This window comes from Mycolicibacter minnesotensis (assembly GCF_010731755.1).
Lineage (GTDB): Bacteria > Actinomycetota > Actinomycetes > Mycobacteriales > Mycobacteriaceae > Mycobacterium > Mycobacterium minnesotense.
In genome coordinates, this window is sequence record NZ_AP022589.1 from 661,310 (window position 1) to 687,388 (window position 26,079).

The following is a 26,079-nucleotide window of genomic DNA, read 5'->3' on the forward strand; positions in this document are numbered from 1 at the left end:
CCGTTGCGCGGATCGTCGTCCACCCACTGGACGTCAGATACCTCACAGGTTCAAGTCGCCCCCGGAGAACTCCTTGAGCGCATATTCGAGAGAAACTTCACCAGGTAGCGAGGCAAACCCCAGACCGGCACAGCAGCGGGCCAAGACTCCGCACGAAAGTACGCGTCAGAACCGCCGTCAACGAAAATCATGCTGCCGCATAGAAAATCAGCAGCATCGGAAAGCATGAACACCATCCAGTCCGCAAGCTGTCCGGCGTCACCATAGCCGCCGACAGGAACCGGAAATGCCTTGATCGCCTTGGCCTCGGCGGGATTGGCCAGCTGTTCGGCCAATAGCGGAGTCATGATGGCGCCGGGTGCAATCGCATTGAGCCTGATGCCCGCACCGGCCCATTCGCCGGTGACCGCGTGACGTCGAACCCAGCGGGACAACGCAATCTTGGAGGCCGCGTAGATCATCGGGGCGGATCGGCTGCCGAAGATGCGGACCGCACCGAGCGCTTTGTCGACATCTCCGGCGAGCAGGGCGCGGATCGCACGGCGCGGTACCAGTGGCGTCGTGGTGGTGGAGTTGCTCGCAATAACAACCACCTTGGCGTTTACCGCGCGAGCCAATGCGGGCCGCAAGACGGTCAAAACGTCAACCACGCCGAAGTAGTTGACCTGGGCGATCAAACGCTGACGTCCGGGGATGGGGCCCAATCCGGCAGCAAGGACAGCACCATCGAGGATCCCGCCACAGGCGTCCAGAGTCGCCTGGGCAGCCGCTCGTCGCCCTATGTGCGTCGACAGATCAGCCATGACGTCCGCATCTCTGATGTCGATCCCGATGACGGTATGACCGGCCGCACGGAGCTTTTCGGCAGCCTGGCGCCCCATGCCCGATGCAGATCCGGTCACTACGTACGTTCCCACTGCGCACCTCTCGCTTCCACCACTGGCTTTTGAAAACGTCGGAGACAGCTACCTGACGTCACCAGTCCACCCACGCGGTGATGCTCCGTAGCAGCGCATCGAGGTCCCAGACATCGGCACTGCCGGTGAAACAACGCCGGCCGGCAGCCACGACCAGTTCCACCGTTGTCGCGCGATCGTCAACTGCGCCGGTGACCGCGGCGACCTTGCCGGCAAGCCTCGGCATCATGACGCCTTGAGCAGCCGGAATCCCTTGTACCCGGCGCCGGCGACTTCGGCGCAGATATCGAGGTAGGTGGCGAATCCCCCGATGAAGAGCATGAACACCCGCGCCTTTCCAGGCACATTGGCGCCCACGTACCAGGAGTTCGCGTGGGGAAACAGCGTGGCGTCGGCACGCTGGTTACAGTCGGCGATCCAGGTGTCGACGGCGTCCGCGGTGGCCTCGATGGCCGCGTAGCCGTGCTGGTCGAGGTAGCCGACGGCGTCACAGATCCAGTTGATGTGTGCCTCGGCGTGCAAGACCATGTTGGCTAGCACGGCCGGCGCCCCGGGACCGGAGACCAAGAATAGGTTGGGAAATCCGTCGACACCGAGCCCGAGATAGGTGCGGGGGCCGTGCGACCAGTCGTCGGCCAGTTTCCGCCCGCTGCGACCGACAATGTCGATCTTGGCCAGTGTCCCGGTCATGGCGTCGAAACCGGTGGCCAACACGATCGCGTCGAGATCGTAATGCTTTGCAGAGGTCGTGATACCGGAGGCGTCGATCGACTCGATGGGCGTCTTGCGGACGCTGACCAGGGACACATTCGGCCGGTTGAAGGTCTGGAAGTAGTTGGTGTCAGTGCAGATTCGCTTGGTGCCGATGGGATGGTCGTTGGGGATCAGCAGCTCGGCGACCTCAGGGTCGTCGATCACCGCGCGGATCTTCTCCTCGTAGAACTTACGGGCCTCTTCGTTGGCCTCGATGTTGATCATCTGATCGGCAAAGGTCTTGGAGAACAGCACGCCGCCCAGATGCCAGCGTTCCTCGAAGGCGGCGTGACGCTCCTCGGGCGTGGCTTCCATGGTCAGCTTTGGATGGGCCACATGCGGGGATCCTCCGCCGCTGCGCCACGACATCCGGCGCCGTTCGTCGTAGTTCGCCTTGGCGTGCGCGATCTCCTCGGCGGTCAGCGGACGATTGCCCGCCGGCACGCTGTAGTTGGGGGTGCGCTGAAAGACGAAGAGTTCGGCAGCCTGCTCGGCGATGATCGGAATTGACTGCACGCCTGAGGAACCGGTGCCGATCACGCCGACCCGCTTTCCGGTGAAGTCGACGCCTTCATGCGGCCAGTGCGCGGTGTGATAAATGTCGCCGCCGAACGTGTCCAGACCCGGGATGTCCGGCGTCAACGGCGAGGACAGTGGCCCGGTGGCCATCACCACGAAGCGCGCGGTGACCATCTCTTCGCTGTCGGTGGTCACCGTCCAGCGCAGGGTGTCCTCATCGAGAACCGAAGAGACGACCCTGGTGTTGAAGGTGATTCCCGATCGCAGATCTAGCTTGTCGGCGACCCACGTCATGTAGTCCAGGATCTCGCTCTGCGTCGCGTACTTTTCGGTCCAGGTCCACTCCTGCTGCAACTCCGGGGAGAACGAATAGCAGTAGTCGAGGCTCTCGACATCGCATCGCGCCCCGGGATACCGGTTGAAATACCAGGTTCCGCCGACTTCGGGTGCCGCTTCGAAGACACGAACCGACAGGCCCTGCTCCCGGAACTTGTGCAGGGCGTACAGGCCGCCGAACCCGGCACCCACCACAATGACGTCGATACTGCTCTCGGTCGCGCTGCTCACGGGGGCCACCGTAAATGGTCCGCGGCTACCCGAGGCCGGGCATCTCCCGGTCAACGGGCATCGAGAAATTTCTCCCGGCCACCGGTGAGAACATCCCACCGAGCCTGCCGTACAGCTCACAATGTCGGCCATGACCGATGCAGAATCCACCGGCCGATCCGGGCTCAGCCTGCGCGCAGTATCACTGACCGTCACCGCCGTTATCGAGGAGAGCCCGGACGCGAAGTCCGTTGTGCTCGAAGTTCCCGGCGAGCATCGGGACCGATTCGATTACCGCCCCGGCCAGTTCCTGACCCTGCGCGTCCCCAGCGAGCTGACTGGCTCGGCAGCGCGCTGTTACTCACTCGCGAGTTCTCCGCACACCGACGACGCGCCCAAGTTCACCGTCAAACGCACCAGCGGCGGCTACGTGTCGAACTGGCTGTGCGACAACCTGTCCGCTGGCGACACGATCGACGTGCTGCCGCCTTCAGGGCAGTTCACACCACAAGACCTCGATGCGGACTTCCTGTTGTGGGCGGCCGGCAGCGGGGTCACGCCGGTGATCTCGATCCTCAAATCGGTACTCGCCGCGGGCACGGGCCGAGTGGTGCTGTGCTATGCCAACCGCGACGAGGCCTCCGTCATCTTCGCCGCCGAACTGCGCGCCCTGGCGGCTCGCTACGCCGGCCGACTCACCGTGCTGCATTGGCTGGAGTCCATCCAGGGCCTGCCCACCCGCGCCCAGATGGGCGGCTTCGCCCGTCACTACACCAGCTACCAGTCCTTCATCTGTGGTCCGGCGCCGTTCATGGAAGTCGTCAAAGATGCGCTCGGCGAGGCGGGTGTGCCGCGGGAGAACATTCACCTCGAACTGTTCCAGTCGCTGACCGGCGACCCGTTCTCCGACAGGCCGATCGACGAGATCGCCGACGACGAAGACGCCGCCGAGACCGAGATCAGCATCGACGGCGAGGTCCACCAGCTCGGCTGGCCCAAGAGCCACAATCTGGTTGACGTCATGCTCGCCGCGGGCCTCGAGGTGCCGTTCTCCTGCCGGGAAGGCAACTGCGGGTCCTGTGCGGCCACGGTAGTCGAAGGCGAGGTCGACCTGGGCAACGCGGCGATCCTGGAGAAGGAAGACATCGCCGAGGGCTTGTTCCTGGCCTGTCAGGCACGCCCGCTGTCGGGCAAGCTGAAAATCGAGTTTTGACCTCGACGGTGAATGTCGTCCGCTCACCGGGACGGGGACGACGGCCGCGCACTCGTCGCGGTCACCATCTCTGACATGACTACACGGGTGATTGACAGCATCGCGGAACTCGCCGACAAGCTGCGAGGCCAGGCCGAGGAAGCCGAGAAGATCGGCAAGCTGACCGACGACACGGTCAAGTCGATGAAGGAAATCGGCAGTATCCGGTTGCTGCAGTCCAAGAAGCACGGCGGACTCGAGGTTCACCCCCGCGAGTTCGCCGAGACGGTGATGGCGACCGCCGCACTGGATCCGTCGGCCGGCTGGATCAACGGCGTCGTCGGTGTTCACCCTTACCAGCTCGCCTATGCAGACTCGCGGGTCGGCGACGAGATCTGGGCTGACGACGTCGACACCTGGGTGGCGTCGCCGTATGCCCCGCAGGGCGTCGCCAAGCCCGTCGACGGGGGTTACCTCTTCAACGGCCGCTGGCAGTTCAGTTCCGGCACCGACCACTGCGACTGGATCATCCTGGGCGCCATGATCGGCGACGCCGACGGTAAACCGCTGATGCCCCCGCAGATGCTGCACATGATCCTGCCCCGTAAGGATTACGAGATCGTCGAGGACTCGTGGGACGTCGTGGGCCTGCGCGGTACTGGCTCCAAGGACGTCATCGTCTCCGACGCCTTCGTGCCGAGCTACCGGACTATGGATGCCCTGCAGGTCATGGACGGCACCGCCCAGCGCGAGGCCGGGATGACCGAACCGCTCTATCTGATGCCGTGGTCGACCATGTTCCCGCTTGGCATCTCCTCGGCCACCATCGGGATCGCCGAGGGCGCGCTTGCCGCCGCCCTCGACTATCAGCGTGCGCGGGTGAACTCCAGCGGCGTAGCGATCAAGGACGACCCCTACGTGATGTACGCGATCGGGGAGGCTGCTGCCGACATCAACGCCGCTCGCCAGGAACTGTTGGCCAACGCCGAACGGGTCTACGACATCGTCGCCTCGGGCAAGGAAGTTTCGTTCGAGGACCGCGCCGCCGGGCGACGGACGCAGGTACGCGCGGTCTGGCGGGCGGTGTCGGCCGTCGACGAGATCTTCGCCCGCTGCGGCGGCAACGCAGCGCGGATGGACAAGCCGCTGCAACGCTACTGGCGCGACGTCCACGTCGGTCAGGCGCACGCCATCCACGTTCCCGGCACGGTGTATCACGCCTCAGCACTGAGCTCGCTCGGCGTCGACCCGCAGGGTCCGCTGCGGGCGATGATCTAGGGGTTGACCTGTGAGTGTGATCAAGAGCCTCGGCTACGTTTCCGTACAGACCACCGATATCGACAGGTGGCGCCACTTCGCCTTCGGCGTACTGGGTTTCGCCCAGGGCACTGGACCCGAACCGGACTCGCTGTACCTGCGGATGGACGAGCGCTCCGCGCGGATCATCGTCTCCCCGGGTGACACCGACAAGATCGTCACCGTCGGCTGGGAGGTCCGTGACCATGCCGGCCTGCAGGCGGTAGCGTGCGCCCTCGAAGCTGCGGGTGTCCCGCACAAGCAGCTGTCGCTGGCCGAAGCAGACGCCCGCCGCGTCGAGGAGGTCATCGCCTTCGAGGATCCCGCCGGCACGTCGCTTGAGGTGTTCCACGGCGCGGTGCTCGACCACAGCCCCGTCGTGACACCTTTCGGAGCAAGGTTTCTGACAGGTGATCAGGGCCTGGGACATGTGGTACTGCCCGCACTGGATGTCAACGGCCTGTTCGAGTTCTACACCGAGGTAATGGGATTCAAGTCACGCGGCGCCTTCCGGGTGCCGGTCCCAGCGGAGTTCGGGCCGGTACGCGTGCGCTTTCTGGGCATCAACGAGCGTCATCACAGCTTGGCGCTGTGCCCCGCGGCGACGTTGCGCGACCCCGGGCTGATCCATCTCATGGTCGAGGTCGACAGTCTCGACAACGTCGGACAGGCGCTTGACCGAGTCACCAAGGACGGCTTCCAACTGTCGTCGACGCTCGGGCGGCACACCAACGACAAGATGGTGTCGTTCTACGTCCGCGCACCCGGCGATTGGGACATCGAGTTCGGCACCGAGGGCATGCGAGTCGACGAGACTTACTACACCGCTGAAGAAATCACGGCAGACAGCTACTGGGGCCACCAGTGGGTTGACGACCTGCCCGCAGCGATGCGCCCGTGACCACTGACTTCACCCCGGTCGCCGCCGCCGAAGTGGCCGGCTGGGACTACGAAGTCGACGTTGCCATCGCAGGGTTCGCGATGGCGGGTGCCGCTGCGGAGGTAAAAGCCGCCCGCGGCGATCCGGTGCTGCACAAAAAGGCGCAGTGGCTGAAACCGGTCAATGCCCCGGTCGGCGCCATCGACCTGCGGGAATGCACCGGCGGATTCACCCTCGGCGCGCTGGCCACCACACTCGACGCCCAAGTGCTCCGCGTCAGCGGGGAACCCCTCGCGGGCCTGTAAGCAGCGGGACGGTCAGCCGCCGGGCTCGCGGCCTGGGGCTATGCCAGCGGGGTGTAGCTGGGCGACGGGAGCTTCTACGGCCGCCGGGCTGGGCGCAGCCCAGCCCGCGCCTGACGAAACGTCGCCCAGCGTGGCCGACGTTCGACGGTCTAGCAACATACGTTTGCCATCAACTATGTTTCCGCAGCTTTAACGTCGTATATCACGTTGCTCTCGACGCCACTTGGGCGCCGACTGCAGCTGCGGGCCGGATCAAGTTCCGGCAGAAGTGTGACAGCAACAACACCGGTGTGGTACACATATGCCCATTAGTCATATGCCTATTAGTAATGTAGCCACGGAGGTTCCCCACATGCCCACGACCGCCGCATTGCCCAGGACCGCGACCAACGACGCACCGGCCGAAACCCCCAGCGCCGTGATCGACCGGGTATCCCTGGTCCTCGATGCGTTCGACGGTCCCGGCCGCCTGACCCTGGCACAGATCGTGCGCCGGACCGGCCTCCCCCGCTCGTCGGCCCACCGCATGCTCGAGCGCCTCGTTCAGCTTCGCTGGCTGCGCCGCAGCGGCCGGGACTACGAACTGGGCATGCGTCTCGTCGAACTCGGATCCTTAGCGGTTCACCAGGACCGCCTCCACAAGGCGGCGCAGCGCAAGCTGCACGAGCTGCACGCGGCGACCGGCCTGGTGGTCCACCTGGCCGTTCTCGACGGACCGGACGTCGTGTACATGGACAAGGTCGGCGACCGGATGGCGGCGGCCATCCCGACCCGTGTCGGCGGCCGCAAGCTGGCGCATTGCACGGCCGTGGGCAAGGCGATGCTGGCTTTCGCCGATGAGCGTGACGTCGGGGCGCTGAACACCGATCTGCTCCCCCGCCAGACCAAGTATTCGATCTCCACCCACGCACAACTCCGTAGCGAGCTGCTGAAAGTCCGTTCCCATGGCGTCGCCTTCGACCGGGAGGAGTCGCTGCCAGGTTTCGGCTGCGTCGCCGCGCCGATCGGCGAGCCGGGTGAAGCTGTTGCGGCCATCTCGGTCTGCGGCCCGATGAATCGGATCAAGCTGGACCAGCGACTCGTCGCTCCGGTCCGTATCGCCGCGATGGGAATCTGGCAGGCCGTCGACTGCGGACCTGTTCGGGTCTCCCCGACCCTGCAGCAGATGCGGCCGCTGCGGGCAGGTCCGGCAGTCCGCGGAGGAAGCCTGCAGCTCGCATGATTCTGGATGCGCAGATCGCGCGGATCATCGAGGCGCTCAACGCAGGATTCCCGCCAGTGCACACCATGACCGGCGAGGAGGCGCGGGCCGTCATCCGCTCGCGTTTCACGCCGTCTGCTGCCCCCGAGCCTGTCGCCGACGTGTATGACCGCACTGTGGCCGGCCCGGACGGGCCGCTGGAGATCCGGGTCTACCGCCCGAGTGCCGCAGATTCCGGCCCGGTCCCGACCCTGGTGTACGCCCACGGCGGAGGTTGGGTGTTCTGCGACTTGGACAGCCACGACAACCTGTGCCGCGATTTTGCCAATCGGCTACCGGCCGTGGTGGTTTCCGTGCATTACCGGCGCGCGCCCGAAGAGGGACGGTGGCCTGCCGCAGCTGAGGATATGTATGCAGCCACCGTTTGGGCCGCCGACCATATCGGTGAGCTCGGCGCCGACCCGAGCAGATTGCTGGTCGGCGGCGACAGCGCGGGTGGCAACCTCGCCGCCGTGACCGCGTTGATGGCACGCGACCGCGGTGGACCGCGCCTGGGCGGCCAGCTGCTGCTCTATCCGGTGATCGATGCCGACTTCGACACGGCCTCCTACCGACGATTCGGCCGCGGCTTCTACAACCCCCAGCCCGCGCTGCAATGGTATTGGGATCAATACGTTCCCTCGGTCGCCGACCGGTCCAACCCCTACGCATCTCCCCTGCACGCCCCGGACCTGTCCGGGCTACCGCCAGCAGTCGCCGTCATAGCGGGTCACGACCCGTTGCGTGACGAGGGCCGGTCCTACGCCGACGCCCTACTGCGCGCGGGCGTTCCCACCGCGGTGCGCTACTTCGAGGGTGGAGTGCACGGCTTCATGACGATGCCCACCCTCGACATTTGCCACCGGGCCCGCGCCCAGGCGTGCGCAGCTCTCACCGAGATTCTGGGCCCGGCCGTCACGAAATAACCGCCGGGCCTTCGGTCTGTGCAGGTTTCATCGGGGCAGTCAGCGGCGCGGCGTCGCCGTAGCGTTGTTCCGGATCGAGCACACAGTGGGTGCGCGTGAAGACGGTAACCATGCATTTGTTGTTGTGGTCGCAGCGGCTGCGTGCCCGGGGATCCTCGATCATCCGGTTGACCAGGTCTGGTTCGCGCAACAGCGCTCTGCCCATCGCCATGAAGTCGAATCCCTCGCGTATCCCGGTTTCCAGGTGCTCACGGTTGGTGATGCCGCCCAGCAGAATCAGCTTGGTGTTCTTGATGACCGGCACGAATTGGCGCGCGGCAGAGAGCATGTAGAGATCTTCGTAGGGATAGCTGCCCATCGCCCACTTCCCCATCACGCGCACCCCGGGACGCAGCGCCGGCGGCATCACCCGCGCGAATTCGCGCACCGGAACATCACCCCGGAACAGATACATCGGTTTGAACACCGACGAGCCCTGCGTCAGCTCGACGGCATCCAGCGTCCCGTCGATATCCAACAGCTGGGCGGTGCGCAACGCCTCGTCAATCCAGATGCTGCCCGGCAGGCCGTCGTCCATGTCCAGCTTCGCGATCACCGCGATCCGCCGGCCCACGACGTCGCGGACTCGCTGCGCGATCTGCCGTACGAACCGCGATCGGTTGTCGATGTCCCCCCCGTATTCGTCTTTACGCCGGTTGATCAGCGGGCTCAGGAAAGAACTCGGCAGGTAGAGGTGCCCGAAATGCAGCTCTACCGCGTCGAATCCGGCATCGACGGCCACCTGCGCCGCCGCGCCGAATTGATCTATGACGGTGAAGATCTCGTCGCGGTGAATCTCGCGGCAGTAGGCGAATGACGTGGGATTGACGAAACGGCTCGGCGCCACCGCGGTAACGCCGGTCAACTTCTTCTGCGCCACCACGCCGGCGTGGCCCAGTTGCGCGGAGATGGCGGCGCCAGTGTCATGCACCGCGTCGGTGAGCTTCGTCAGGCCCGGCAGGGCCTTGGCGTCCATCACGATCTGCCCCGGTGCACTGGCCCCCTGCTTGGACACACAGCAGTACGCGACCGTGGTCATGCCGACCCCGCCCCTGGCAAAGCTCACGTGGAAGTCGATCAGATCGTCGGTGACCAACCCTTCGGGCGAACGGCCTTCGGATGTCGCGGCCTTGATGACGCGATTGCGCAGTCGGACCGGTCCGAGCCGAGCGGGGGCGAACGGATTCAGGCTGGGATCGTTCATCGCCTAACCGTCCTCGCCGCGGGTGGGATCCGTCAACGCCACTCTCCCGATGTCCGGGACTGCAACCGGTCCCATGGCGGGGCCGCCCCTAGCCTCGTCTGCATGGCTGACGGTGAAGTCTTCGTCATCGACCGGATCGTGACCAGGCCCGGGCTGGCGCGACGATTCGTGGATCGCTATCTCGCGGAGTACGCGCCCGGCGCCCGGGGCCGCGGAATGACACTGCAGAGCGTGCTCGTCAGTCCACCCATCTGGTTCGCCGATGAGTCGAACACCATCACGATCACCTGGTCACTGCCCGACCCACTGGCCTGGTGGCAGATGACCTGGAAGGGACGGCCGGATCCCGCGTTGGGGCAATGGTGGTCGGACATCGACGAATTGGTGGCGGAGCGCAGCCGCTCGGTGGCGGCCGCAGCCGGTGACGTCGACGCACTGTGCGAGATGAACGCGGCAGCCGATGTTTAACGTCACCCGACTACTCGACGTCGAATCCGGCGAACGCGACCGGGTGCTCACCGCCATCCGCACGGTGGCCGAACGCAGCGGGGCTCTGCGATGGATCGTCGAACCGACCGATACCGGCTCACGCAACGGCGGGGATGTGTTGGCGCATCTGCGTTTCCCCGATGAATCAGCGTGGCGGATCGCCGAACCGCAGCTTGCGGCTGCGCTGGCCGACCCTGCGATCACCCGAATCAACGGCGCGACGTATGCGGGCACTCCGATCGGCACCGGTAAGCCCGCGACGGTGTACCGGACGCTGCTGCTACGGGTGCAACCGGACACCTCGACGCAGACTCTGACGCGGTTCGAGTCGGAGCTGAAATCGATGCCCGGCTATGTCGGGACCATGTGCGCGTGGCAGCTGAGCCGGGTGACCGAACCGACCGGATCCACTGAGTGGACGCATGTGTTCGAGCAGGAGTTCACCGATGTCGCCGGGCTGATGGGGCCATATCTGATGCATCCGATCCACTGGGCGGTGGTGGACCGGTGGTTCGACCCCGAGACCACCGAGGTGATCGTTCGCGATCGGGTGTGCCACAGCTTCTGCGCGATCGACCGTGCCGTCCTTCAACCGTGACGACCCGCCGGAAATCACAGTCCGGCAGGCAGGATGTTGGGATTGGCGGCCGCGGGCGGCTCGAGCGACGGAAGCACGGTGGCGCCATCCAGGCTGTGCACGGCGAGCTGCTGGGACCAGGGGTAATGCAGGCTGAACGCGACGAGGCCGGTGCGCTCGGCGGCCGGTAGATGGCACATCGCCAACACCGTTTCGGCCAGATACTCCACCGGCTCGGTCGGGAACGAATCGGGTATCAGGCTGTCTGCACCCGGTGTCCGGATAGCGCTCGAGGGTCCTACGACGTTGACGGCGATGTTGGAATCCACCAGTTCAGCCGCAACGCCCTGGGAGAGCCGGTGCAGTGCCGCCTTCATCGACGCGTAGATCACATCCCCGGACGACTTGTTGTAGTCGCGGTAGGGGCGCTCCGGAGCCAGGCCGGTGACGGATCCGATGTTGACGATCCAGCCCGCACCTTGCCGGCGCATGTGTGGAATCGCCTGCTGAATCAGCACAAACGGCGTGCGCACATAGTGTTCGACGGTGCGATCGAAGGTCTGGATCGGCATTGTTTCGATGACCGAGTAGTCGGCATATCCGGCGTTGTTGACCAAGATGTCGATGCGGCCCGTCCGGTCGACCACCTCGTCGATCAAGCCGGCACGCTGGCGGGTGTCCTCCAGATCGGCGGCGATGCCGAATGCCTTGCCGCCCGCTGCCTCGATCAGTTCGACGGTCTCGGCGATCGTGCCCGGCAGGGCCTCCGTGTGGCCTGCGCGGGTCGACGGCGACGTGCGGAGAGAGCGTGCGGTGACGGCTACCGTAGCTCCTTCGGCAGCCAGTCGCTGAGCGACTGCCCGCCCGATTCCCCGACTGCTTCCGGTCACCAATGCGGTTTTACCGCTGAGCAATCCGGTCATCGGAGGATGAAGTCTCCCTCGATCGGAGCACGGTGACTCTGCCAGACATCGATCAGCCGGAACGGGAAGGCGGTGACAATTCGACCGCCACCGGAGCGGTAGTAGGTGTGGGCGGTGGGCGTGTGGCACCACACCGTGTCGGCCATCGCCCTGTCGATCTCGCTGACGTAGGTCTCGAACGCTTCCGGGGTGACCTCGATGGTCGGCACGCCGCGCTGCGCCATCAGCTGGAGGCATTCCATCACGTAGTGCACCATCACCTCCACACCGAAGTTGTGTCCGGCACCGTGCCCCGGGCTGTAGTTGGGCGCCGACGAGATGAACATGTTCGGGAAGCCGGGAACCATGCCACCGCGGTAGGCACTTGGACTGTCTCCCCAGACCTCACTGAGCTTGACACCGTCGCGGCCCCGGATATCGACCGTCGACAAGAAATCGAGGTGGTAGCCGGTGGCGTAGATGATGACGTCCAGGTCGATCTGCCGACCGTCCTGGGTAACGATCCCACGTTCGTTGACCCGCGCAGGCTCGCTGGCCTCCACGTCGACGTGCGGCTTGGCCAACGCAGCGTAGTAACCGCCGGGGTCACGAATGATGCGCTTGCCGTAGGGCGCGAAGTCGGGGGTGACCTTCTTCGCCAACTCCGAGCCCGCGCCGAATACCCGGTCGATGTAATCCAGGCACATCCGCAGCAACACGTCGTTGGCCGGCGAGATCGACAAGTGGTCGGCCGCCCATTCCGGGTCCCGCAGGATCACCGGATAGTTGTTGTCGGCGGTGCCCCAGAACGACTTGAGCCGATTCCAGTTGGCGTAGAACGGGATATGAGTGTTGAGCCAGCGGCGGGACTCGGGCACGTCGTCGGTGAGTCGCTTGCGAGGCGCCACCCAGTGCGGCTGACGTTGAAAGACCGTGAGGTGCTCGACCTCGCCGACGCAGGCGTCGACGATCTGCACCGCGGTGCATCCGGCGCCGATGATCGCCACCGTCTTGCCGCGCAAGTCCAAGTCCGAGTCCCACTCGGCGGAGTGGATGCTCACGCCGGCGAAGGAATCCTTGCCCGCAAGGTCAGGCCACCGTGGGCGGTTGAGGTAGCCGACAGCCGGAATCACCGCATTGGCATAGCTGACCTCACGGGTGCCGTCTGGACCGACCGCGTGGATCTGCCACAGCCGGCGTTCCTCGTCCCACAACAGCGCCTCCACCTCGGTGCTGAATCGGGTGTGGTCCCGCAGATTGTTTTCGGTGGCGACCGACTCCAGGTACTTCTGGTACTCAGCGCCCTGCGGATAGTAGCTCGACCACCCACCGTTGATGTCGCGCGACAGCGAGTAGTAGGCCGAGGGCGTGTCAACACCGATGCCCGGGTACACGGCGGTGTACCAGGTGCCACCGACCTCGTCGTTGCGGTCGATGATCTCGTAATCGATTCCGGCATCAGCGCATTCCAGCGCGGCGGCCATCCCCGCAATCCCGGCGCCGATGATGACCACCTTGAAGTCCGTCGGAAGCTCGGCGGTCCGAGGCAGCACCGGCTGCGACGGGTGGAAGCCGCCCTGCTCCAGCAGCAAGCCGACATACTCGACACTCACCTTGGTACCCAGCGCCAGTGGCGCGACTCGGGCGAACAGCGCCGGGTCATCGCTGGGCAATGCACCGGCCGGACGCGGTTGGTCGAGCGCGGCAATCACCGCGTCCACCAGCACCTGGCGGGTCTCGTCGTCGGTGACGCCGATCTGCTCCGGGGGGTCGGGCTTGAACGAGATCTTGTCGGCAAACCGGTCGACCACGGCGGGATCGCCGGTCAGTTGGGCCAGCACCGCAACCAGGACCCCGGCATCCGCCTGACGCAGGTAACTGCGCAGCTCAGCTGGCCCCGAGCCCATGTGGTCGGCCGTCACGGTCGCATCGGTCGTCATCGAACCTCCTTGCTCGTGCCCCGAGTATGTGGCCGTCGCGGACGATCCGACCGGCCCGTGTCTACTGAGCGGGACGCGGCTTGCCCGCAACCGCCGCGGCGGCCCTACAGTCCGGGGCATGAACGAGCTCGATGCCGTCCTCGGTTCGGCGCGCAGTCACGCGCTGGGCGACATTCCGCGACGCTCGGCCCGCAGACAACCGGACAAGGTAGCTGTGATCGACGGCGATGTCTGTCTGACTTTCGCCGAATTCGAGCGCCTTGTCGATCGTGCCGCAGCCGCGTTGCAGGACAACGGCTTCGGTCCCGGCGACCGGCTCGCGCTTCTGGCGCACAACTGCTGGCAGTACGCGGTGCTGGCCTTCGCGACCGCTCGCGCCGCCGTCGTGCTGGTGCCGATCAACTTCATGCTGACCGCCGAGGAGATCTCGTTCATCCTGGACCACAGCAAAGCCACCGGGATGCTCGTCGAAGCCGATCTGGTGCCCACCGCCCAGGCAGCGATGCAGCTCGGCGGGAGTGTGCGTACCACTGCCGCGATCGTCCTGCCCGGGCAGATGCTGCCGCCCGGCTGGGATGACTTCGATCAGTGGCTGGCAACCTCCTCAGCGGCTCCCGCGCCGTATGTCGCCGACGATCAAATGATCCGGCTGATGTACACCAGCGGGACCGAGGCGCAGCCCAAGGGTGCGATGCACTCGACTCGCAGCCTGATGGGCAACTACATCAGCTCGATCATCGCCGGCTCGATGGAAGGCACCGACATCGCCGTTCACTCGCTGCCGCTGTATCACTGCGCGCAACTCGACAACTTCTTGACCCCTGCCGTCTACCTCGGTGCCACCAGTGTCATTCTTCCCCGAGCGGATCCCGAGCTGGTGCTGCGCACAATCGAAAAATATGGCGCAACCAGCTATTTCGCGCCACCAACCGTGTGGATCTCACTGCTGAGGTCGCCGTCTTTCGATGCTGCGAGTCTCGCCAGCCTGCGCAAGGGGTACTACGGCGCCTCAGCGATGCCGGCCGAGATCCTGGCCGAGATGCGCGAGCGACTGCCCGAACTGCGCCTGTGGAACTTCTACGGTCAGACCGAGATGGCGCCGCTGGCATCGGCCCTGGGACCAGAGGACCAAGACGCACACGCCGGATCGGCGGGCCGACCGGTGATCAATGTGGAGACGGCGATCCTCGACGACCAGGGCACCCCGGCGGACCCCGGCGTGGTGGGCGAGATCGTGCATCGAAGCCCCCACCTGATGCTCGGCTACCTCGATGACGAGGCGAAGACCACGGAAGCTTTCCTCGGCGGCTGGTTCCACTCGGGCGATCTGGGCTACTACGACGAACACGGCCTGCTGCATGTAGTGGATCGCCGTAAGGACATGATCAAGACGGGCGGAGAGAATGTTGCCAGTCGTGAAGTCGAAGAGGTCATCTACCGGCACCCAGGCGTGGAGGAGGTGGCGGTGTTCGGTCTGCCCCACCCGAGGTGGGTGGAGGCGGTCGTCGCCGCGGTGGTGCTCCGCGACGGCATTCTGATCGACGAGGGCGAGCTTTTGGGACACTGTCGGACACATCTGGCCGGTTTCAAGACACCTAAGCAGCTGTTCTTCGTCGACTCGCTGCCCAAGAACCCCAGCGGAAAACTGTTGAAGCGCCTGTTACGGGAGCGGTTCAGTCCCACGCAGGCCGTTTCCGGCTGATCGATCCAGTACGGCTCACGCGATGACCGCTGGGCGGGAAGCGCAGATCAGTCTCCGCTGCCAAGCAAATAGTGTGCCGCGAGGGCGGCGCTGCGACGGCCCTGGCTTCGATGACATCGCCGAGACAGACACCCGAGATCGAATCTGATTTCAAGGGAAAGGAATTCACCTGTGAGCTCAGCGCAGAACACCGGACGTATCGCCCGCTTCGATGAGCCGGGAAAGCCGTTTGAGATCGAGACCGTACCGGTTCCCGAAGCCGGCCCAGGACAGATCCTGATCCGGGTGAGCCGCGCCAACATCTGCGGTTCTGATGTCCACGCCTGGCACGGCACCTTCGCGACTCGCGGTCTCGGAGGGCAACTTCCCACCGTTTTGGGCCATGAAATGGTCGGATCGGTGGCCCAGCTCGGCGACGGTGTCACCGCTGACTCCAACGGCAAGCCGCTGGAAGTCGCAACACGGGTGGTGTTCCCCTACTTCTTCTGCTGCCACACCTGCCGCAATTGTCTGGCCGGGCGCCGTAACGCCTGCCTGAACCTGACGATGGCGATGCTGGGCCGTGCCGATGAACCGCCGTACTTCGTGGGCGGCTACGGCGACTACTTCCTGTTGCCGGCCGGCGCCGTGGTCTACACAGTGCCGGACTCCATCTCCGACGAAATCGCCGCAGGCGCCAACTGTGCGCTGTCGCAGGTGATGTACGGACTCGAGCGGGTCGATCAGCAACTGGGTGAGTACGTCGTGGTCCAGGGCGCCGGTGCGCTCGGCCTGTACGCCGTCGCAGTGGCCAAGGCCCGTGGTGCCGCCAAGGTGATCGCCATCGATGGCGTCCCGGAGCGGCTCGAACTGGCCAAGGCCTTCGGCGCGGACGTCGTCATCGACATCACCGAGGTCACCACCGACAAGGAGCGCGCCAAGATCGTCCGCAAGCTCACCGACGGCCAGGGCGCCGACGTGGTGGTCGAGGTGGTCGGCCACCCCTCGGCTATCGACGAGGGCCTGAAGTTGCTCGGCCAGTTCGGCCGCTATGTCGAGATCGGCAATATCAACATCGGCAAATCCTTCGAGTTCGATCCGTCTCGATTCGTCTTCGGCAACAAGACCATGGTCGGGGTCTCGCTCTACGATCCGGCCGTCCTGTCTCGGGCCCTGGACTTCTTGGCTGAGTACCAAGACAGACTGCCCTTCGACCGACTCTCCGCCGCCTGTTACTCACTCGACGACATCAACGACGCCTTCGCCGCCGCCGAAGGTAAGCGCGATGTTCGCGCCAGCATCGTGCCCTGAACCCCTGACCGGAGAGCAACCATGAGCAACCACGACTACACGCGCACCAAGCTTTTCATCGACGGGCAATGGGTCAACCCCGATGGCACCGGCACGATCGAGGTGATCGATCCCGCGACGGAGCAGGTGTGCGGCTCTGTTCCCAGCGGTAGCGAGGCGGACGTCGACGCCGCGGTCGCCGCGGCGCGCGCTGCGTTCGATCCGATGATCGGCGTCACCGAGCGGCGCGAACGCCTCGACGCGGTGATCACCGCGATGGAGAAACGACTGCCTGACATCGCCGAGACCATCACCCGCGAAATGGGCGCCCCGATCCGTATCGCGCAGAGCGTTCAGACCCAGGTACCCCTGGCGGTCGCCCGTGGATTCGCCGATGCCCTGGCCACCTTCGAATTCGAAGAGCGAATCGGCAATTCGATGGTGCTGCGGGAGCCCTACGGTGTGGTCGCGGCCATTACACCGTGGAACTACCCTTTGTACCAGGTGGTCGCCAAGGTCCTGCCTGCCATCGCGGCAGGTTGCACCGTGGTCCTCAAACCCAGCAACGAGGCGCCCCTGTCGGTGTTCGAGTTCGTCGACGCCATCGAGGATGCCGGCCTGCCGCCGGGCGTGGTCAACCTCGTCTCGGGCCCGGGCGCACTGATCGGCGAACGGATGTCGGCTCACCCCGACGTCGACTTGGTCTCCTTCACCGGCTCCACTGCCGTGGGAAGCCGAGTCGGGGAACTCGCGGGAAAGTCCATCAAGAAGGTAGCCCTGGAGCTCGGCGGCAAGTCGGCCAATGTGATCCTCGACGGCGCCCACCTCGCCACCGCGATCAAGGTCGGCGTCGGCAATGCGTTCCTCAACGGTGGACAGACCTGTATGGCGTGGACCCGGATGCTGGTGCCGCTGTCCCGTTACAGTGAGGCATTAGAGCTCGTGGAGGCCGCGGTGTCGAAATACTCCGTCGGAGATCCGTGGGATCCGGGCACCCGGCTCGGTCCGTCGGCCTCCGAGTCGCAGTACCACAGCGTGCTCGGCTTCATCGAGCGCGCGCCGGGCGATGGCGCCCGGCTGCTGGCCGGGGGTTCCCAGAGGCTACGCGACGTGGGTTACTACGTCGCCCCCACGGTGTTCGCCGACGTCCACCCGAACTCCGAACTGGGGCAAGAGGAGGTGTTCGGGCCGGTGTTGGCTGTCATTCCGTTCCGCGACGCCGACGAGGCGCTGGCCATCGCCAACGGCACACCCTATGGCCTGTCCGGTGCGGTGTGGGCCGCTGACGACGACACCGCGATCGGATTCGCCCGGCAGGTGCAGACCGGCCAGCTCGATATCAACGGCGGCAAGTACAACCCCGCGGCGCCGTTCGGCGGCTACAAGAAATCCGGGATCGGGCGGGAACTCGGGCGGATCGGCTTTGAGGAATACCTGCAGATCAAGTCGATCCAGCTACCGTGAGTCCGGCGTCAGGGGTTGTCCGCCCTGGCCCGCCGTCCCCTCATCCGACGAGAATTCGAGGTTTCCAGTCATGAGCATGACAGCAGGGCCGCTGGCCATCACGACACACGACGGAGTGCAGGTCTGGACCATCAACCTGCCCCACCTCGGCAATGCCATCACCGATCAGGACTTCATCACCGCTTTCGAGAGTGCGGTCGACGCCGCAAATTCCGACAGCACCGTGCGAGCGGTGATCCTCACCGGTGAAGGGAAAATCTTCTCGGCCGGCGGCAACGTCAAGGACATGGCCAACCGTGAGGGCATGTTCGGCTTGGACGCCATCGAGCAACGCTATGCCTACGTCGACGGAATCCAGCGCCTCCCAAGGGCATTGGCTAGTCTTGAGGTTCCGATCATCGCCGCGGTCAACGGCGCGGCGATCGGTGCCGGTTGCGACCTGGCCACGATGTGCGATATCCGCATCGCCTCCGAACGGGCTTCCTTCGCTGAGAGTTTCGTGCAGATCGGCCTGGTCCCCGGCGACGGCGGCACCTGGTTCCTGCAACGGGCCATCGGATATGAGCGGGCCGCCGAGATGACGCTGACCGGCGACCGCATCGACGCCGCGACCGCAGACGCGTGGGGGTTGGTCAGCCGGGTGGTCCCCCACGACGAACTCATGAGCGCCGCAATGGAGCTGGCGGAGCGGATTGCCAAGAACCCGCCGCACGCGCTGCGGATGGCCAAGCGTCTGCTGCAGGAGTCACGGACCGGTCTGCTGGAGTCGACGCTCGCGATGGCGGCCGCGATGCAGCCGCTGGCTCACCGCGACGCCGAGCATGAGCGCCGCATCGAGAAGTGGCGGAGCGTCTGATGGCACTGCCCCGGCTGGTTCCCCCGGCCACCTCGGAATCGGCCAGCGCCGCAGGACTGCGCGCCGAAGTCCGCGCCTTCCTCGCCGAGCAGCTCGCCGCCGGCAGCTTCACTCCGTCGGTGGATGCCTGGCTGTGCGGTTGGGATGAGAACTTCACCGCAGCACTCGCGGCGCGTGGTTGGCTGGGCATGACGGTTCCGAAAGAATATGGCGGACACGGCCGTTCGTTCATCGACCGGTTCGTAGTCACCGAAGAGCTGCTGGCCGCCGGCGCGCCGGTAGCCGCGCACTGGATCGCCGACCGGCAGGTGGTGCCGTCGCTGCTCAAGTACGGCTCCGAAGCGCAGAAGCACGAATTCCTGCCCAAGATCGCAGCCGGCGAATGCTTCTTCGGCATCGGGATGAGCGAACCGGACTCCGGTTCGGACCTGGCCAGCGTTCGAACGCGTGCGGTACAGGTCGACGGGGGCTGGAAGCTGACCGGCACCAAGGTCTGGACGTCGGGCGCGCACCACGCCCACGCCTTCATCGCGCTGGCGCGCAACGCACCGGTGGACCTGGCCCACCGGCACGCCGGCCTGAGCCAGTTCATCGTGCGACTCGACGCTGCGGGCGTCGAGGTGCGGCCAATCATCTCGATGAGCGGCAGCCACCATTTCAACGAGGTCATCCTGGACGACGCATTTGTGCCGAACGCCATGGTGTTCGGCGAGATCGGCGACGGCTGGCGCCAGGTGACCTCCGAGCTGAGCTTTGAGCGGAGCGGCCCCGAGCGGTGGCTGTCCACCTTCACGCTTCTCGCCGCCGCTGCCGAGAACATGGGCGGCCATCAGATCCCCCACGACGCCCAGTTGGGCGGCCTGGTAGCCAGGATCGCCGGACTACACCAGATGTCGACCGCCGTGGCAGAGGCCCTGGAGCGCCATCAGCCCGCCGACGTCGCGGCGGCCGTGGTCAAGGTGCTGGGCACTACCACCGAGGGCGATATCGCGGACTTCGCCGACCTGCGCTGCGGTGACACGTCCGCCGTCGACTCGTCCTACCGCGAACTGGTCGCCGCGGCGGTGGACCAACGCCCCGGCTTCACCCTGCGCGGGGGCACCAATGAAGTGCTGCGCGGCGTGATCGCGCGCGGATTGGGGATGCGATGACCACCTCCGAACTTACGACCGAGAGCGGAGTCGATCGAGAGTTGGTCGACATGATGAATTCGGTTTTCGCCGAGCACCGCGACGTCCACCCACCGACCGGCACGATCACCCATGACGTCGAATTCTGGTCCAGGCTAGACCAATTGGGATTGGTGAGACTGTCCGGCTCGGTGGACACAGGCGGAAGCGGCGCGACCTGGCATGAAGCCGCAGAACTGATCTCCGCCGCAGTCCGTCACGCGGTTCGGATGCCGCTGGCCGAGCACGATGTCCTGGCCTGCTGGCTTCTCGAGGAACTCGGCCTGCCGATCGACGAGGCCACGCGAACCGTCTGTGTAGTCGACGAGTCGGGCACCGCTGCCGCAGTGCCATGGGCGTCCACTGCCGACCGGATTGTAGTCGTCTGGCCGAACAACGACGTTCACCTGTTGGCCGACGTCGACCGGGCCGATCTCCGAATAGCCCCGGGCTGCAACACTATCGGGGAGCCGCGTGACACCGTCTCTGGCGACGTCTCGAGATTGACCGGCATCGTGGTGACCCCGGAGCTGCTGACCAAGCTGCGGCTCAAGTCCGCCCTGGTGCGTTCGATACAGGTCTGCGCGGCCCTGGACAGGATCCTGGAACTGTCCGTCGAGCACACCTCGGCGCGGGTGCAATTCGGTCGACCGCTGTCGAAGTTCCAGGCGATCCAGCACCTGGTCGCCGACATCGCCGCCGAAGCCGCGCTGGCCCGGGCGGCAACCGAAGCCGCTCTTGCCGCAGCCGTCGACAGCGATTGGTCGGCAACGAATCTCGGGTTCCTCGTTGCGGTGGCACGGTCCTGCACCGGCCACGCCACCACGGTGGCGGTCCGCAACGCCCACCAGGCACTGGGGGCCATCGGCATCACCATCGAACACCGGCTGCATGAATACACCCGTGCCGCATTGGCGTGGCGCTCGGAGTTCGGCTCCGTCCATCAGTGGGACGAAGAGGTTGCCCGCGCAGCGCTGGCCGCCGGCGCCGACGGTCTGTGGAGCTTGATCGCCCACTGACCCGCGGGGTGCGCGGGTGTTCCACTGACCGGTTACCGCCGTGTCACACGGGGCTGGTTCCCGGTTGACTCGCAGGAGCCCACGTTCAGGTTCCGCACGATCGACACCGGGAGACGACTTTCGTGAGTACTGCCTCTGCTATCTCGCTGACCGAGCTGCACAACTTCGTCGGGGAGTTCTGGTACCACTACGACCAGGCTGACTACGCGCAGATGGGCGCTGCCTTCGCCGACGATGCCGTCTACCTGAGCCGTAGCGACTCCGGCTCCTGCCCGTTCGAGGAAGCCCTCGCCGCTGACCTGAGCACCGCGGCGGTGATCGTGCCGTGGCTGACCGAGCACCGTGCGGCCAGCCCGTACCCGTTGCGGCACCACTCCACCAACCTGCACATCACCGGCACCGACGGCGATGTCACGTACGCCCGCTTCTACATCTTCGTCAATCAGATAACCAACTTCGTTCCGTTCGCCGTGTCCAGCGGCGTCACCGAAGTCGGTGTTCGCCGCGGAGGCAAGAGCCGCAGCGGGTTGGAGTTCACCAAGATGTCGGTCGTCCTCGACGCCACCAACTCCGAACCCCTGTCCGGCAGCGGCCTTCCCGGCGCCGAGAACGCCCCGGCGACGACCTGACGGTGAATACTGACTCGTTGAGCGCGCGCGACGTCTTCGGTGGCGGTGTCGCCGTCATCACCGGGGCCGGTGCCGGCATCGGCGCCGGTCTCGCCCGTCATGCACACCGCCTGGGGATGTCTGTGGTCCTGGCCGATGTCGACGGCGCCGCCGTAGCGGCGCTACGCGACGAGATCGTCGCCGACGGCGGTAGGGCCGTCGACGCGCTCTGCGACGTACGCGATCCGGACGCCGTCACCGCGTTGGCAGAACGCACCTACCGCGACATCGGACCGGTACGGCTGCTGGTCAACAACGCGGGCGTGGAACAGTTCGGATACCTGTGGGATACCCCGGTGGCCAACTGGAACCGGGTGATGGACATCAATGTCAGTGGCGTCTTCCACGGCGTCCGATCCTTCATTCCGAAAATGATCGCCGCCGGCTCCCCGGCCTGGATCTGGAATCTGTCCTCGATCGGGGGGGTGGCGGCGGTTCCGCTGCAGACCCCGTACATCGTCAGCAAGCACGCCGTGCTGGCGCTGACCGAATGTCTGCGGTTGGAGATCCAGCTGGCCGGCCACGACGAGCGCGTTCACGTCCAGGCGGTGCTGCCCGGCGCGGTGAAGTCCAACATCTTCGAGGCGGCAGGCGGCGTGGGCGCCGACCTGGCGGATGCCGACGTCGATGCCGCCGACGCACAGCGCGACGCGATGCTGGCGATCAAAGCGGGCGCGATGGATCCTCTCGAAGCCGCCGAAGTGATCTTCGAACAGTCCGCCCACGGTGCGTTCTATCTGTTGACGCAACCCGAGTACGTGCGTTCGGCGATGGCCGAGCGGGCCGAAGTGCTGACAACCCTTGTCCCGCCGCAGTTGCGGGACAAGCGCCGCTTCGATCCCGCCGAACACTAGGAGCCCCACCGTGAACGGGCCACACCGCCCTGCGCTAGACCCCGATGCCGCTGCCAGGGTTGCTGCCTTCGGCCCGCCGACCCCGATCCGGGAACGCGGCCTCGATCAGGTACGTGCATCCTTGGAATCCGCACCGTTGCCGCCGGACATGCCGGAAATGGCTGAGGTCGCCGACGCGGTGATACCCGGCCCGGGTGGCCCGATTCCCGCTCGGATTTACCGCCCACGGCCCGACACAGGACTGTCACCGGTGATCGTGCACCTGCATGGCGGCGGACTGGTAATGGGCTCCAATCACTCGTTCGAACCGATGTCCCGTGCGCTGGCGGCCGCCAGTGGCGCGGCGGTGATCGCCGTCGACTACCGCCTGGCGCCGGAGAATCCGCCGCCGGCACAGTTCGAGGACGCCATGGCGGCCACCGATTGGACAGCCGCCCACGCAACGGAGCTCGGCCTGGATCGGCAACGACTGGTGATCGCCGGCGACAGCGCCGGCGGCGGCGTGGCGGCGGCAATCGCCTTGGCCGCACGCGACCACGGCGGGCCCCCGATCTTCGCCCAGCTCCTGATGTATCCGGGCGTGGACCGCGACATGGCTGCGGCCTCGGTGCTCCGGAACCTCGATGCGCCGATGCTCTCCCACGACGACATCGTCTACCTGCACGAGTTGGCCGATATCGGGGCGGGTTGCCCGCACGACATCCGCCGGGTCCCGGCCTATGCCACCGACCTGCGCGGACTGCCGCAAGCCATCGTCGTCACCGCTGAGCTCGATCCGATCAGCGACTGGGGCGAGCGCTACGCCGGCCGGCTGCGCGATGCCGGAGTGCAGACTACGATCACCCGCTATCCGGGCATGTACCACGGCTTCCTGATGCGCTCCGAGGCAACTGCACGAGGACGGCTGGCCATGGCCGAGATCGGGGCGTTGTTGCGCGCGAAGTTCACCCACCCGCTGCCCTTCTAGGTGGTCCAGCTCCACAACTAAGGGCTGACTAACGTCCCGATGGTTGGACACCAAGGGTTCGGGATACCGGTGGCGCCGCACACAATCGAGACCAGCAATGGCGTAGTTCAACGCCGGAACCGAATGAAGGAGTACTTGTGATGCTCACCGAAGAGCGGCGAATGGAGCTGTCCGACATCCTGCGCCCCGCTTCGCCCCCACGCGAGATCGCCGACGTCTACACCGACGACCAGCGGGAGCGCCTTCTCGACGTGGTGCGCAAGGACGGTCCCTGGAGCTTGATCATCGCCCAGCACTTCGCTTCTCCCGAAGAGCTGATCGCCACGATGAGCGGCCGGTTCCCGGAGGGGTTCACCCCCACCCTGGACTTGTTCCTGACGCCGACGTTTCGCGGCTTCCTGGCCAACCACGGCACCGTGCTCTACCCGGAGCTGCACGACTGCTTCTACAACGCCGAGTTCCTGGAGATGGCCAAGTCGTATTGGAACGCCAAGTACGCCAAGCCGCAGATGATGTTGTTCAACATCAACGGCCCCTGCGCCAATCGCGACCCCGGACACCTCGATTCGCCGAGTTTCCGCGGCGTACGTTACGAGAACGCCCCGACCTGGCTGGTCAGTGTGATGGGCAAGTCCGGGCTGTTTGCGGATTACATGATCAAGATGGCACAGGTCATCACCTGGTTCTCGCTGGACCAGGGCAGCGGATTCACCTACTGGCCGAACGGCCCCCTGCGGGCGCCCGAACGGCTTCAGCCGCCGGTCTATAACCGCGGTGTCGTGGTGCAGAACGAGATGCTGGTGCACCGGGGAGAGGCGAACGGCCCCCTTGAGCAGCAAGTGCCTGCCGGGCTGGCCTTCGACACGCTGTTCGCGGGCGACCCGAACTCCCAGGATCACTGGGTGCTCAAGAACGGCGACGACGTCATCGCGCGCCATCACACCGACGAGCTGCGCTTCCTGGTGCACTGGTCTTCGGAGGTCTACGAGGACTTCGACGAGCTCAAGAAGAACATGGACCATTCCGACGATCTGACGATCGACAAGACCATCGACATGATGGTCGATGACTTGAGCAAGAAGGGTTACAAGCTCGATATCCCGAGCGAGCCACTGCACGACGCCGAGTTCATCGGCGCACTCAACGCGGGCTACGACCTCGGCGGCCCTGCGGTGTATCCGCAAGAAGCGCCGTTGAGCGCATTCCAGTTCGCCTGAGCGCCCCGAAACGTCGATGAGCTACGTGAATCCAAATTCCGTGTGGCCCAAAGTGTGCCTCTCGGGCCAGTGAGGTAGGTGCATGAGAACTTGCCGGAGCCTGGTTCGGAAAGGTATTGCGGTACCCGCTTAGGCGATCTGCTTCAGGCCAACTTGCCGAGAACAATTGGGAACTCGCGTGTTCGAAGGGTATGCAGTAGACGCCGAACGCGTGGCAAGTCCCCGTCTACACCGATTCGCCGCCAGGCCAGTTCCGCAACCGGCTAGGTCGGTCAATCCGAGTCGCGATGGTTGAACACCGCGGGCGGACGCAATCAACTTTCTGCACCGCAATACGTAGATCGGAAAAGGGTACCCAATGAGCTCGATTGAGACAGTAGTCACCAGCGACGGTGTGAAGATTGGCTGCCATACGGCTGGGCAAGGTCCACCTCTACTACTGGTGCACGGTGGGGGCGGCGATCACTCACGTTGGACGAATATTCTTGGCCAACTCAATCAGGGGTTCACCACCTACGCGATGGATCGCCGGGGGCGGGGTGCCAGTACCGACGGTGCCGGCGCGTACAGCATTGAAGCCGAATTCAACGATGTCGCGTCTGTCATTGACGCAATCGGTAGCCCAGTCGACGTCCTTGCCCACTCATTCGGCGCGTTGTGCGCGTTGGAGGCGGCCCTGCGGACACCGCATGTTCGCCGCCTCGCACTGTACGAACCACCGCTGCCTGTCGGTGTCGACTTCTATCCGGCCGGTTTCGTCAAGCACCTCAGCGATCTGCTCGACGCCGGCGATCGCGACGGATTGGTGGCAGCCATGTTCACCCAAACTGATACGCGGGCAAGCGATCTGGCGATAATGCAGAATCTCCCTGTTTGGCGCAAGCGAGTTGACGTCGCACACACGATTCCACGCGAAATCCAGGCGCTATCCGGCACATATCAACCGGACTTCGACAGATTCTCGCAGATTGAGGTGCCGGTGATGCTGCTGACCGGGAGCGACAGCCCGGCGCCATTGAAATTGGCCGCTGAACACCTAGGCAGGGCACTTCCTGACGTAAGGGAGGTGGTCCTGAACGGTCAGGCGCATTTTGCAATGGATACGGCTCCCGACATGTTCTTGCGCGAGATACACATGTTTTTCGAGTGAACTGCGGGCCGTTGTCTAC

Annotated in this window: 24 protein-coding genes and 1 pseudogene; 19 read left to right on the forward strand and 6 right to left on the reverse strand. The window is 65.3% G+C overall.

The features are described from left to right. Positions 1–50: 50 nt before the first annotated feature. Genes G6N09_RS03305 through G6N09_RS03315 form a run of 3 tightly spaced genes read right to left on the reverse strand, consistent with a single transcriptional unit; the run spans position 51 to position 2,765 of the window. Entirely contained in the window at positions 51–917 is an 867-nt protein-coding gene (locus G6N09_RS03305) for an SDR family oxidoreductase (protein ID WP_083023902.1), read from the reverse strand. 58 nt (positions 918–975) lie between these two features. Then, the gene (locus G6N09_RS03310) at positions 976–1,146 is read right to left on the reverse strand and encodes a hypothetical protein (RefSeq protein WP_163752646.1); all 171 of its coding nucleotides are present in this window, start codon (positions 1,144–1,146) and stop codon (positions 976–978) included. After that, entirely contained in the window at positions 1,143–2,765 is a 1,623-nt protein-coding gene (locus G6N09_RS03315) for a flavin-containing monooxygenase (protein ID WP_109558850.1), read from the reverse strand. The genes G6N09_RS03310 and G6N09_RS03315 overlap by 4 nt, the downstream gene beginning before the upstream one ends. 121 nt (positions 2,766–2,886) lie before the next feature. Between G6N09_RS03315 and G6N09_RS03320 the strand changes: the two genes are divergently transcribed. The 6 genes and pseudogenes from G6N09_RS03320 to G6N09_RS03345 all read left to right on the forward strand — a co-directional run bounded on the left by G6N09_RS03320 (position 2,887) and on the right by G6N09_RS03345 (position 8,574). After that, positions 2,887–3,948 carry a ferredoxin--NADP reductase gene (locus tag G6N09_RS03320; RefSeq protein ID WP_083024028.1) on the forward strand — a complete coding sequence of 354 codons (1,062 nt, stop codon included), beginning with the start codon at positions 2,887–2,889 and terminating at the stop codon, positions 3,946–3,948. A 75-nt stretch (positions 3,949–4,023) separates the two neighbouring features. Beyond that, positions 4,024–5,205 carry an acyl-CoA dehydrogenase family protein gene (locus G6N09_RS03325; protein WP_083024025.1) on the forward strand — a complete coding sequence of 394 codons (1,182 nt, stop codon included), beginning with the start codon at positions 4,024–4,026 and terminating at the stop codon, positions 5,203–5,205. Between the two features lie 10 nt (positions 5,206–5,215). Then, positions 5,216–6,124, forward strand: coding sequence for a biphenyl-2,3-diol 1,2-dioxygenase (gene bphC / locus G6N09_RS03330; RefSeq protein ID WP_083023897.1), 909 nt, complete (start codon positions 5,216–5,218; stop codon positions 6,122–6,124). Positions 6,125–6,213: 89 nt separating this feature from the next. Beyond that, positions 6,214–6,465: pseudogene (locus G6N09_RS03335) on the forward strand (flavoprotein); the annotation flags it as partial. 295 nt (positions 6,466–6,760) lie between these two features. Next, positions 6,761–7,630, forward strand: a complete 870-nt coding sequence (locus tag G6N09_RS03340) for an IclR family transcriptional regulator (RefSeq protein WP_083023895.1) — start codon at positions 6,761–6,763, stop codon at positions 7,628–7,630. Further along, positions 7,627–8,574: a LipP1 family hormone-sensitive lipase gene (locus G6N09_RS03345; RefSeq protein WP_083023892.1), complete on the forward strand. Its 948-nt coding sequence runs from the start codon at positions 7,627–7,629 to the stop codon at positions 8,572–8,574. Before G6N09_RS03340 ends, G6N09_RS03345 begins: the two co-directional genes overlap by 4 nt. On the opposite strand, the gene G6N09_RS03350 is transcribed toward G6N09_RS03345, so the two are convergent. Then, positions 8,564–9,817 carry an NADH:flavin oxidoreductase gene (locus G6N09_RS03350; RefSeq protein ID WP_083023890.1) on the reverse strand — a complete coding sequence of 418 codons (1,254 nt, stop codon included), beginning with the start codon at positions 9,815–9,817 and terminating at the stop codon, positions 8,564–8,566. The genes G6N09_RS03345 and G6N09_RS03350 overlap by 11 nt on opposite strands. A 102-nt stretch (positions 9,818–9,919) precedes the next feature. Here G6N09_RS03350 and G6N09_RS03355 point away from each other — a divergent pair, with 102 nt between their 5' ends. Next, the gene (locus G6N09_RS03355; protein WP_083023887.1) at positions 9,920–10,285 is read left to right on the forward strand and encodes a hypothetical protein; all 366 of its coding nucleotides are present in this window, start codon (positions 9,920–9,922) and stop codon (positions 10,283–10,285) included. Then, on the forward strand, positions 10,278–10,904 hold the full coding sequence (locus G6N09_RS03360) for a Dabb family protein (RefSeq protein ID WP_083023884.1): 627 nt from the start codon (positions 10,278–10,280) through the stop codon (positions 10,902–10,904). The genes G6N09_RS03355 and G6N09_RS03360 overlap by 8 nt, the downstream gene beginning before the upstream one ends. A gap of 14 nt (positions 10,905–10,918) precedes the next feature. Here the strand turns inward: G6N09_RS03360 and G6N09_RS03365 are convergent, their stop codons facing one another. Next, entirely contained in the window at positions 10,919–11,806 is an 888-nt protein-coding gene (locus G6N09_RS03365; protein ID WP_083023882.1) for an SDR family NAD(P)-dependent oxidoreductase, read from the reverse strand. After that, positions 11,803–13,725: a flavin-containing monooxygenase gene (locus tag G6N09_RS03370; RefSeq protein WP_083023879.1), complete on the reverse strand. Its 1,923-nt coding sequence runs from the start codon at positions 13,723–13,725 to the stop codon at positions 11,803–11,805. Before G6N09_RS03370 ends, G6N09_RS03365 begins: the two co-directional genes overlap by 4 nt. Positions 13,726–13,843: 118 nt before the next feature. On the opposite strand from G6N09_RS03370, the gene G6N09_RS03375 reads away from it, so the two are divergent. From G6N09_RS03375 to G6N09_RS03425, 11 genes are all read left to right on the forward strand, one after another. Further along, a complete protein-coding gene (locus G6N09_RS03375; protein WP_083023876.1) occupies positions 13,844–15,427 on the forward strand; it encodes an acyl-CoA synthetase in 1,584 nt (527 codons plus the stop codon). A gap of 171 nt (positions 15,428–15,598) precedes the next feature. Next, positions 15,599–16,717, forward strand: coding sequence for a zinc-binding dehydrogenase (locus tag G6N09_RS03380; RefSeq protein WP_083023874.1), 1,119 nt, complete (start codon positions 15,599–15,601; stop codon positions 16,715–16,717). 21 nt (positions 16,718–16,738) lie between these two features. Continuing rightward, positions 16,739–18,160, forward strand: a complete 1,422-nt coding sequence (locus G6N09_RS03385; protein ID WP_083023872.1) for an aldehyde dehydrogenase family protein — start codon at positions 16,739–16,741, stop codon at positions 18,158–18,160. A 76-nt stretch (positions 18,161–18,236) separates the two neighbouring features. After that, the gene (locus G6N09_RS03390; RefSeq protein ID WP_083024020.1) at positions 18,237–19,016 is read left to right on the forward strand and encodes a crotonase/enoyl-CoA hydratase family protein; all 780 of its coding nucleotides are present in this window, start codon (positions 18,237–18,239) and stop codon (positions 19,014–19,016) included. Next, positions 19,016–20,167: an acyl-CoA dehydrogenase family protein gene (locus tag G6N09_RS03395; protein WP_083024022.1), complete on the forward strand. Its 1,152-nt coding sequence runs from the start codon at positions 19,016–19,018 to the stop codon at positions 20,165–20,167. Before G6N09_RS03390 ends, G6N09_RS03395 begins: the two co-directional genes overlap by 1 nt. Further along, entirely contained in the window at positions 20,164–21,204 is a 1,041-nt protein-coding gene (locus G6N09_RS03400; protein ID WP_109558849.1) for an acyl-CoA dehydrogenase family protein, read from the forward strand. Before G6N09_RS03395 ends, G6N09_RS03400 begins: the two co-directional genes overlap by 4 nt. Before the next feature lie 122 nt (positions 21,205–21,326). Next, entirely contained in the window at positions 21,327–21,833 is a 507-nt protein-coding gene (locus G6N09_RS03405; RefSeq protein WP_083023869.1) for a nuclear transport factor 2 family protein, read from the forward strand. Positions 21,834–21,850: 17 nt separating this feature from the next. Next, on the forward strand, positions 21,851–22,726 hold the full coding sequence (locus G6N09_RS03410; RefSeq protein WP_083024016.1) for an SDR family NAD(P)-dependent oxidoreductase: 876 nt from the start codon (positions 21,851–21,853) through the stop codon (positions 22,724–22,726). A 10-nt stretch (positions 22,727–22,736) separates the two neighbouring features. Next, the gene (locus G6N09_RS03415; protein WP_083023867.1) at positions 22,737–23,693 is read left to right on the forward strand and encodes an alpha/beta hydrolase fold domain-containing protein; all 957 of its coding nucleotides are present in this window, start codon (positions 22,737–22,739) and stop codon (positions 23,691–23,693) included. 140 nt (positions 23,694–23,833) lie between these two features. Next, a complete protein-coding gene (locus G6N09_RS03420; RefSeq protein ID WP_083024014.1) occupies positions 23,834–24,910 on the forward strand; it encodes a hypothetical protein in 1,077 nt (358 codons plus the stop codon). A gap of 358 nt (positions 24,911–25,268) precedes the next feature. Continuing rightward, positions 25,269–26,060 (forward strand): alpha/beta fold hydrolase, encoded by a 792-nt coding sequence (locus G6N09_RS03425; protein WP_083023866.1) that lies wholly within the window; start codon positions 25,269–25,271, stop codon positions 26,058–26,060. Positions 26,061–26,079: the final 19 nt, after the last annotated feature.

Excerpts from the sequence above, each read along its gene's own strand:
- G6N09_RS03310 (WP_163752646.1), bottom strand. The coding sequence starts at position 1,146 with ATGATGCCGAGGCTTGCCGGCAAGGTCGCCGCGGTCACCGGCGCAGTT.
- G6N09_RS03370 (WP_083023879.1), bottom strand. The coding sequence starts at position 13,725 with ATGACGACCGATGCGACCGTGACGGCCGACCACATGGGCTCGGGGCCA.
- G6N09_RS03325 (WP_083024025.1), top strand. The coding sequence starts at position 4,024 with ATGACTACACGGGTGATTGACAGCATCGCGGAACTCGCCGACAAGCTG.
- G6N09_RS03425 (WP_083023866.1), top strand. The coding sequence starts at position 25,269 with ATGAGCTCGATTGAGACAGTAGTCACCAGCGACGGTGTGAAGATTGGC.
- G6N09_RS03355 (WP_083023887.1), top strand. The coding sequence starts at position 9,920 with ATGGCTGACGGTGAAGTCTTCGTCATCGACCGGATCGTGACCAGGCCC.
- G6N09_RS03395 (WP_083024022.1), top strand. The coding sequence starts at position 19,016 with ATGGCACTGCCCCGGCTGGTTCCCCCGGCCACCTCGGAATCGGCCAGC.
- G6N09_RS03340 (WP_083023895.1), top strand. The coding sequence starts at position 6,761 with ATGCCCACGACCGCCGCATTGCCCAGGACCGCGACCAACGACGCACCG.
- G6N09_RS03320 (WP_083024028.1), top strand. The coding sequence starts at position 2,887 with ATGACCGATGCAGAATCCACCGGCCGATCCGGGCTCAGCCTGCGCGCA.
- G6N09_RS03350 (WP_083023890.1), bottom strand. The coding sequence starts at position 9,817 with ATGAACGATCCCAGCCTGAATCCGTTCGCCCCCGCTCGGCTCGGACCG.
- G6N09_RS03420 (WP_083024014.1), top strand. The coding sequence starts at position 23,834 with ATGCTCACCGAAGAGCGGCGAATGGAGCTGTCCGACATCCTGCGCCCC.
- G6N09_RS03345 (WP_083023892.1), top strand. The coding sequence starts at position 7,627 with ATGATTCTGGATGCGCAGATCGCGCGGATCATCGAGGCGCTCAACGCA.
- G6N09_RS03365 (WP_083023882.1), bottom strand. The coding sequence starts at position 11,806 with ATGACCGGATTGCTCAGCGGTAAAACCGCATTGGTGACCGGAAGCAGT.
- G6N09_RS03390 (WP_083024020.1), top strand. The coding sequence starts at position 18,237 with ATGACAGCAGGGCCGCTGGCCATCACGACACACGACGGAGTGCAGGTC.
- G6N09_RS03385 (WP_083023872.1), top strand. The coding sequence starts at position 16,739 with ATGAGCAACCACGACTACACGCGCACCAAGCTTTTCATCGACGGGCAA.
- G6N09_RS03375 (WP_083023876.1), top strand. The coding sequence starts at position 13,844 with ATGAACGAGCTCGATGCCGTCCTCGGTTCGGCGCGCAGTCACGCGCTG.
- G6N09_RS03400 (WP_109558849.1), top strand. The coding sequence starts at position 20,164 with ATGACCACCTCCGAACTTACGACCGAGAGCGGAGTCGATCGAGAGTTG.
- G6N09_RS03360 (WP_083023884.1), top strand. The coding sequence starts at position 10,278 with ATGTTTAACGTCACCCGACTACTCGACGTCGAATCCGGCGAACGCGAC.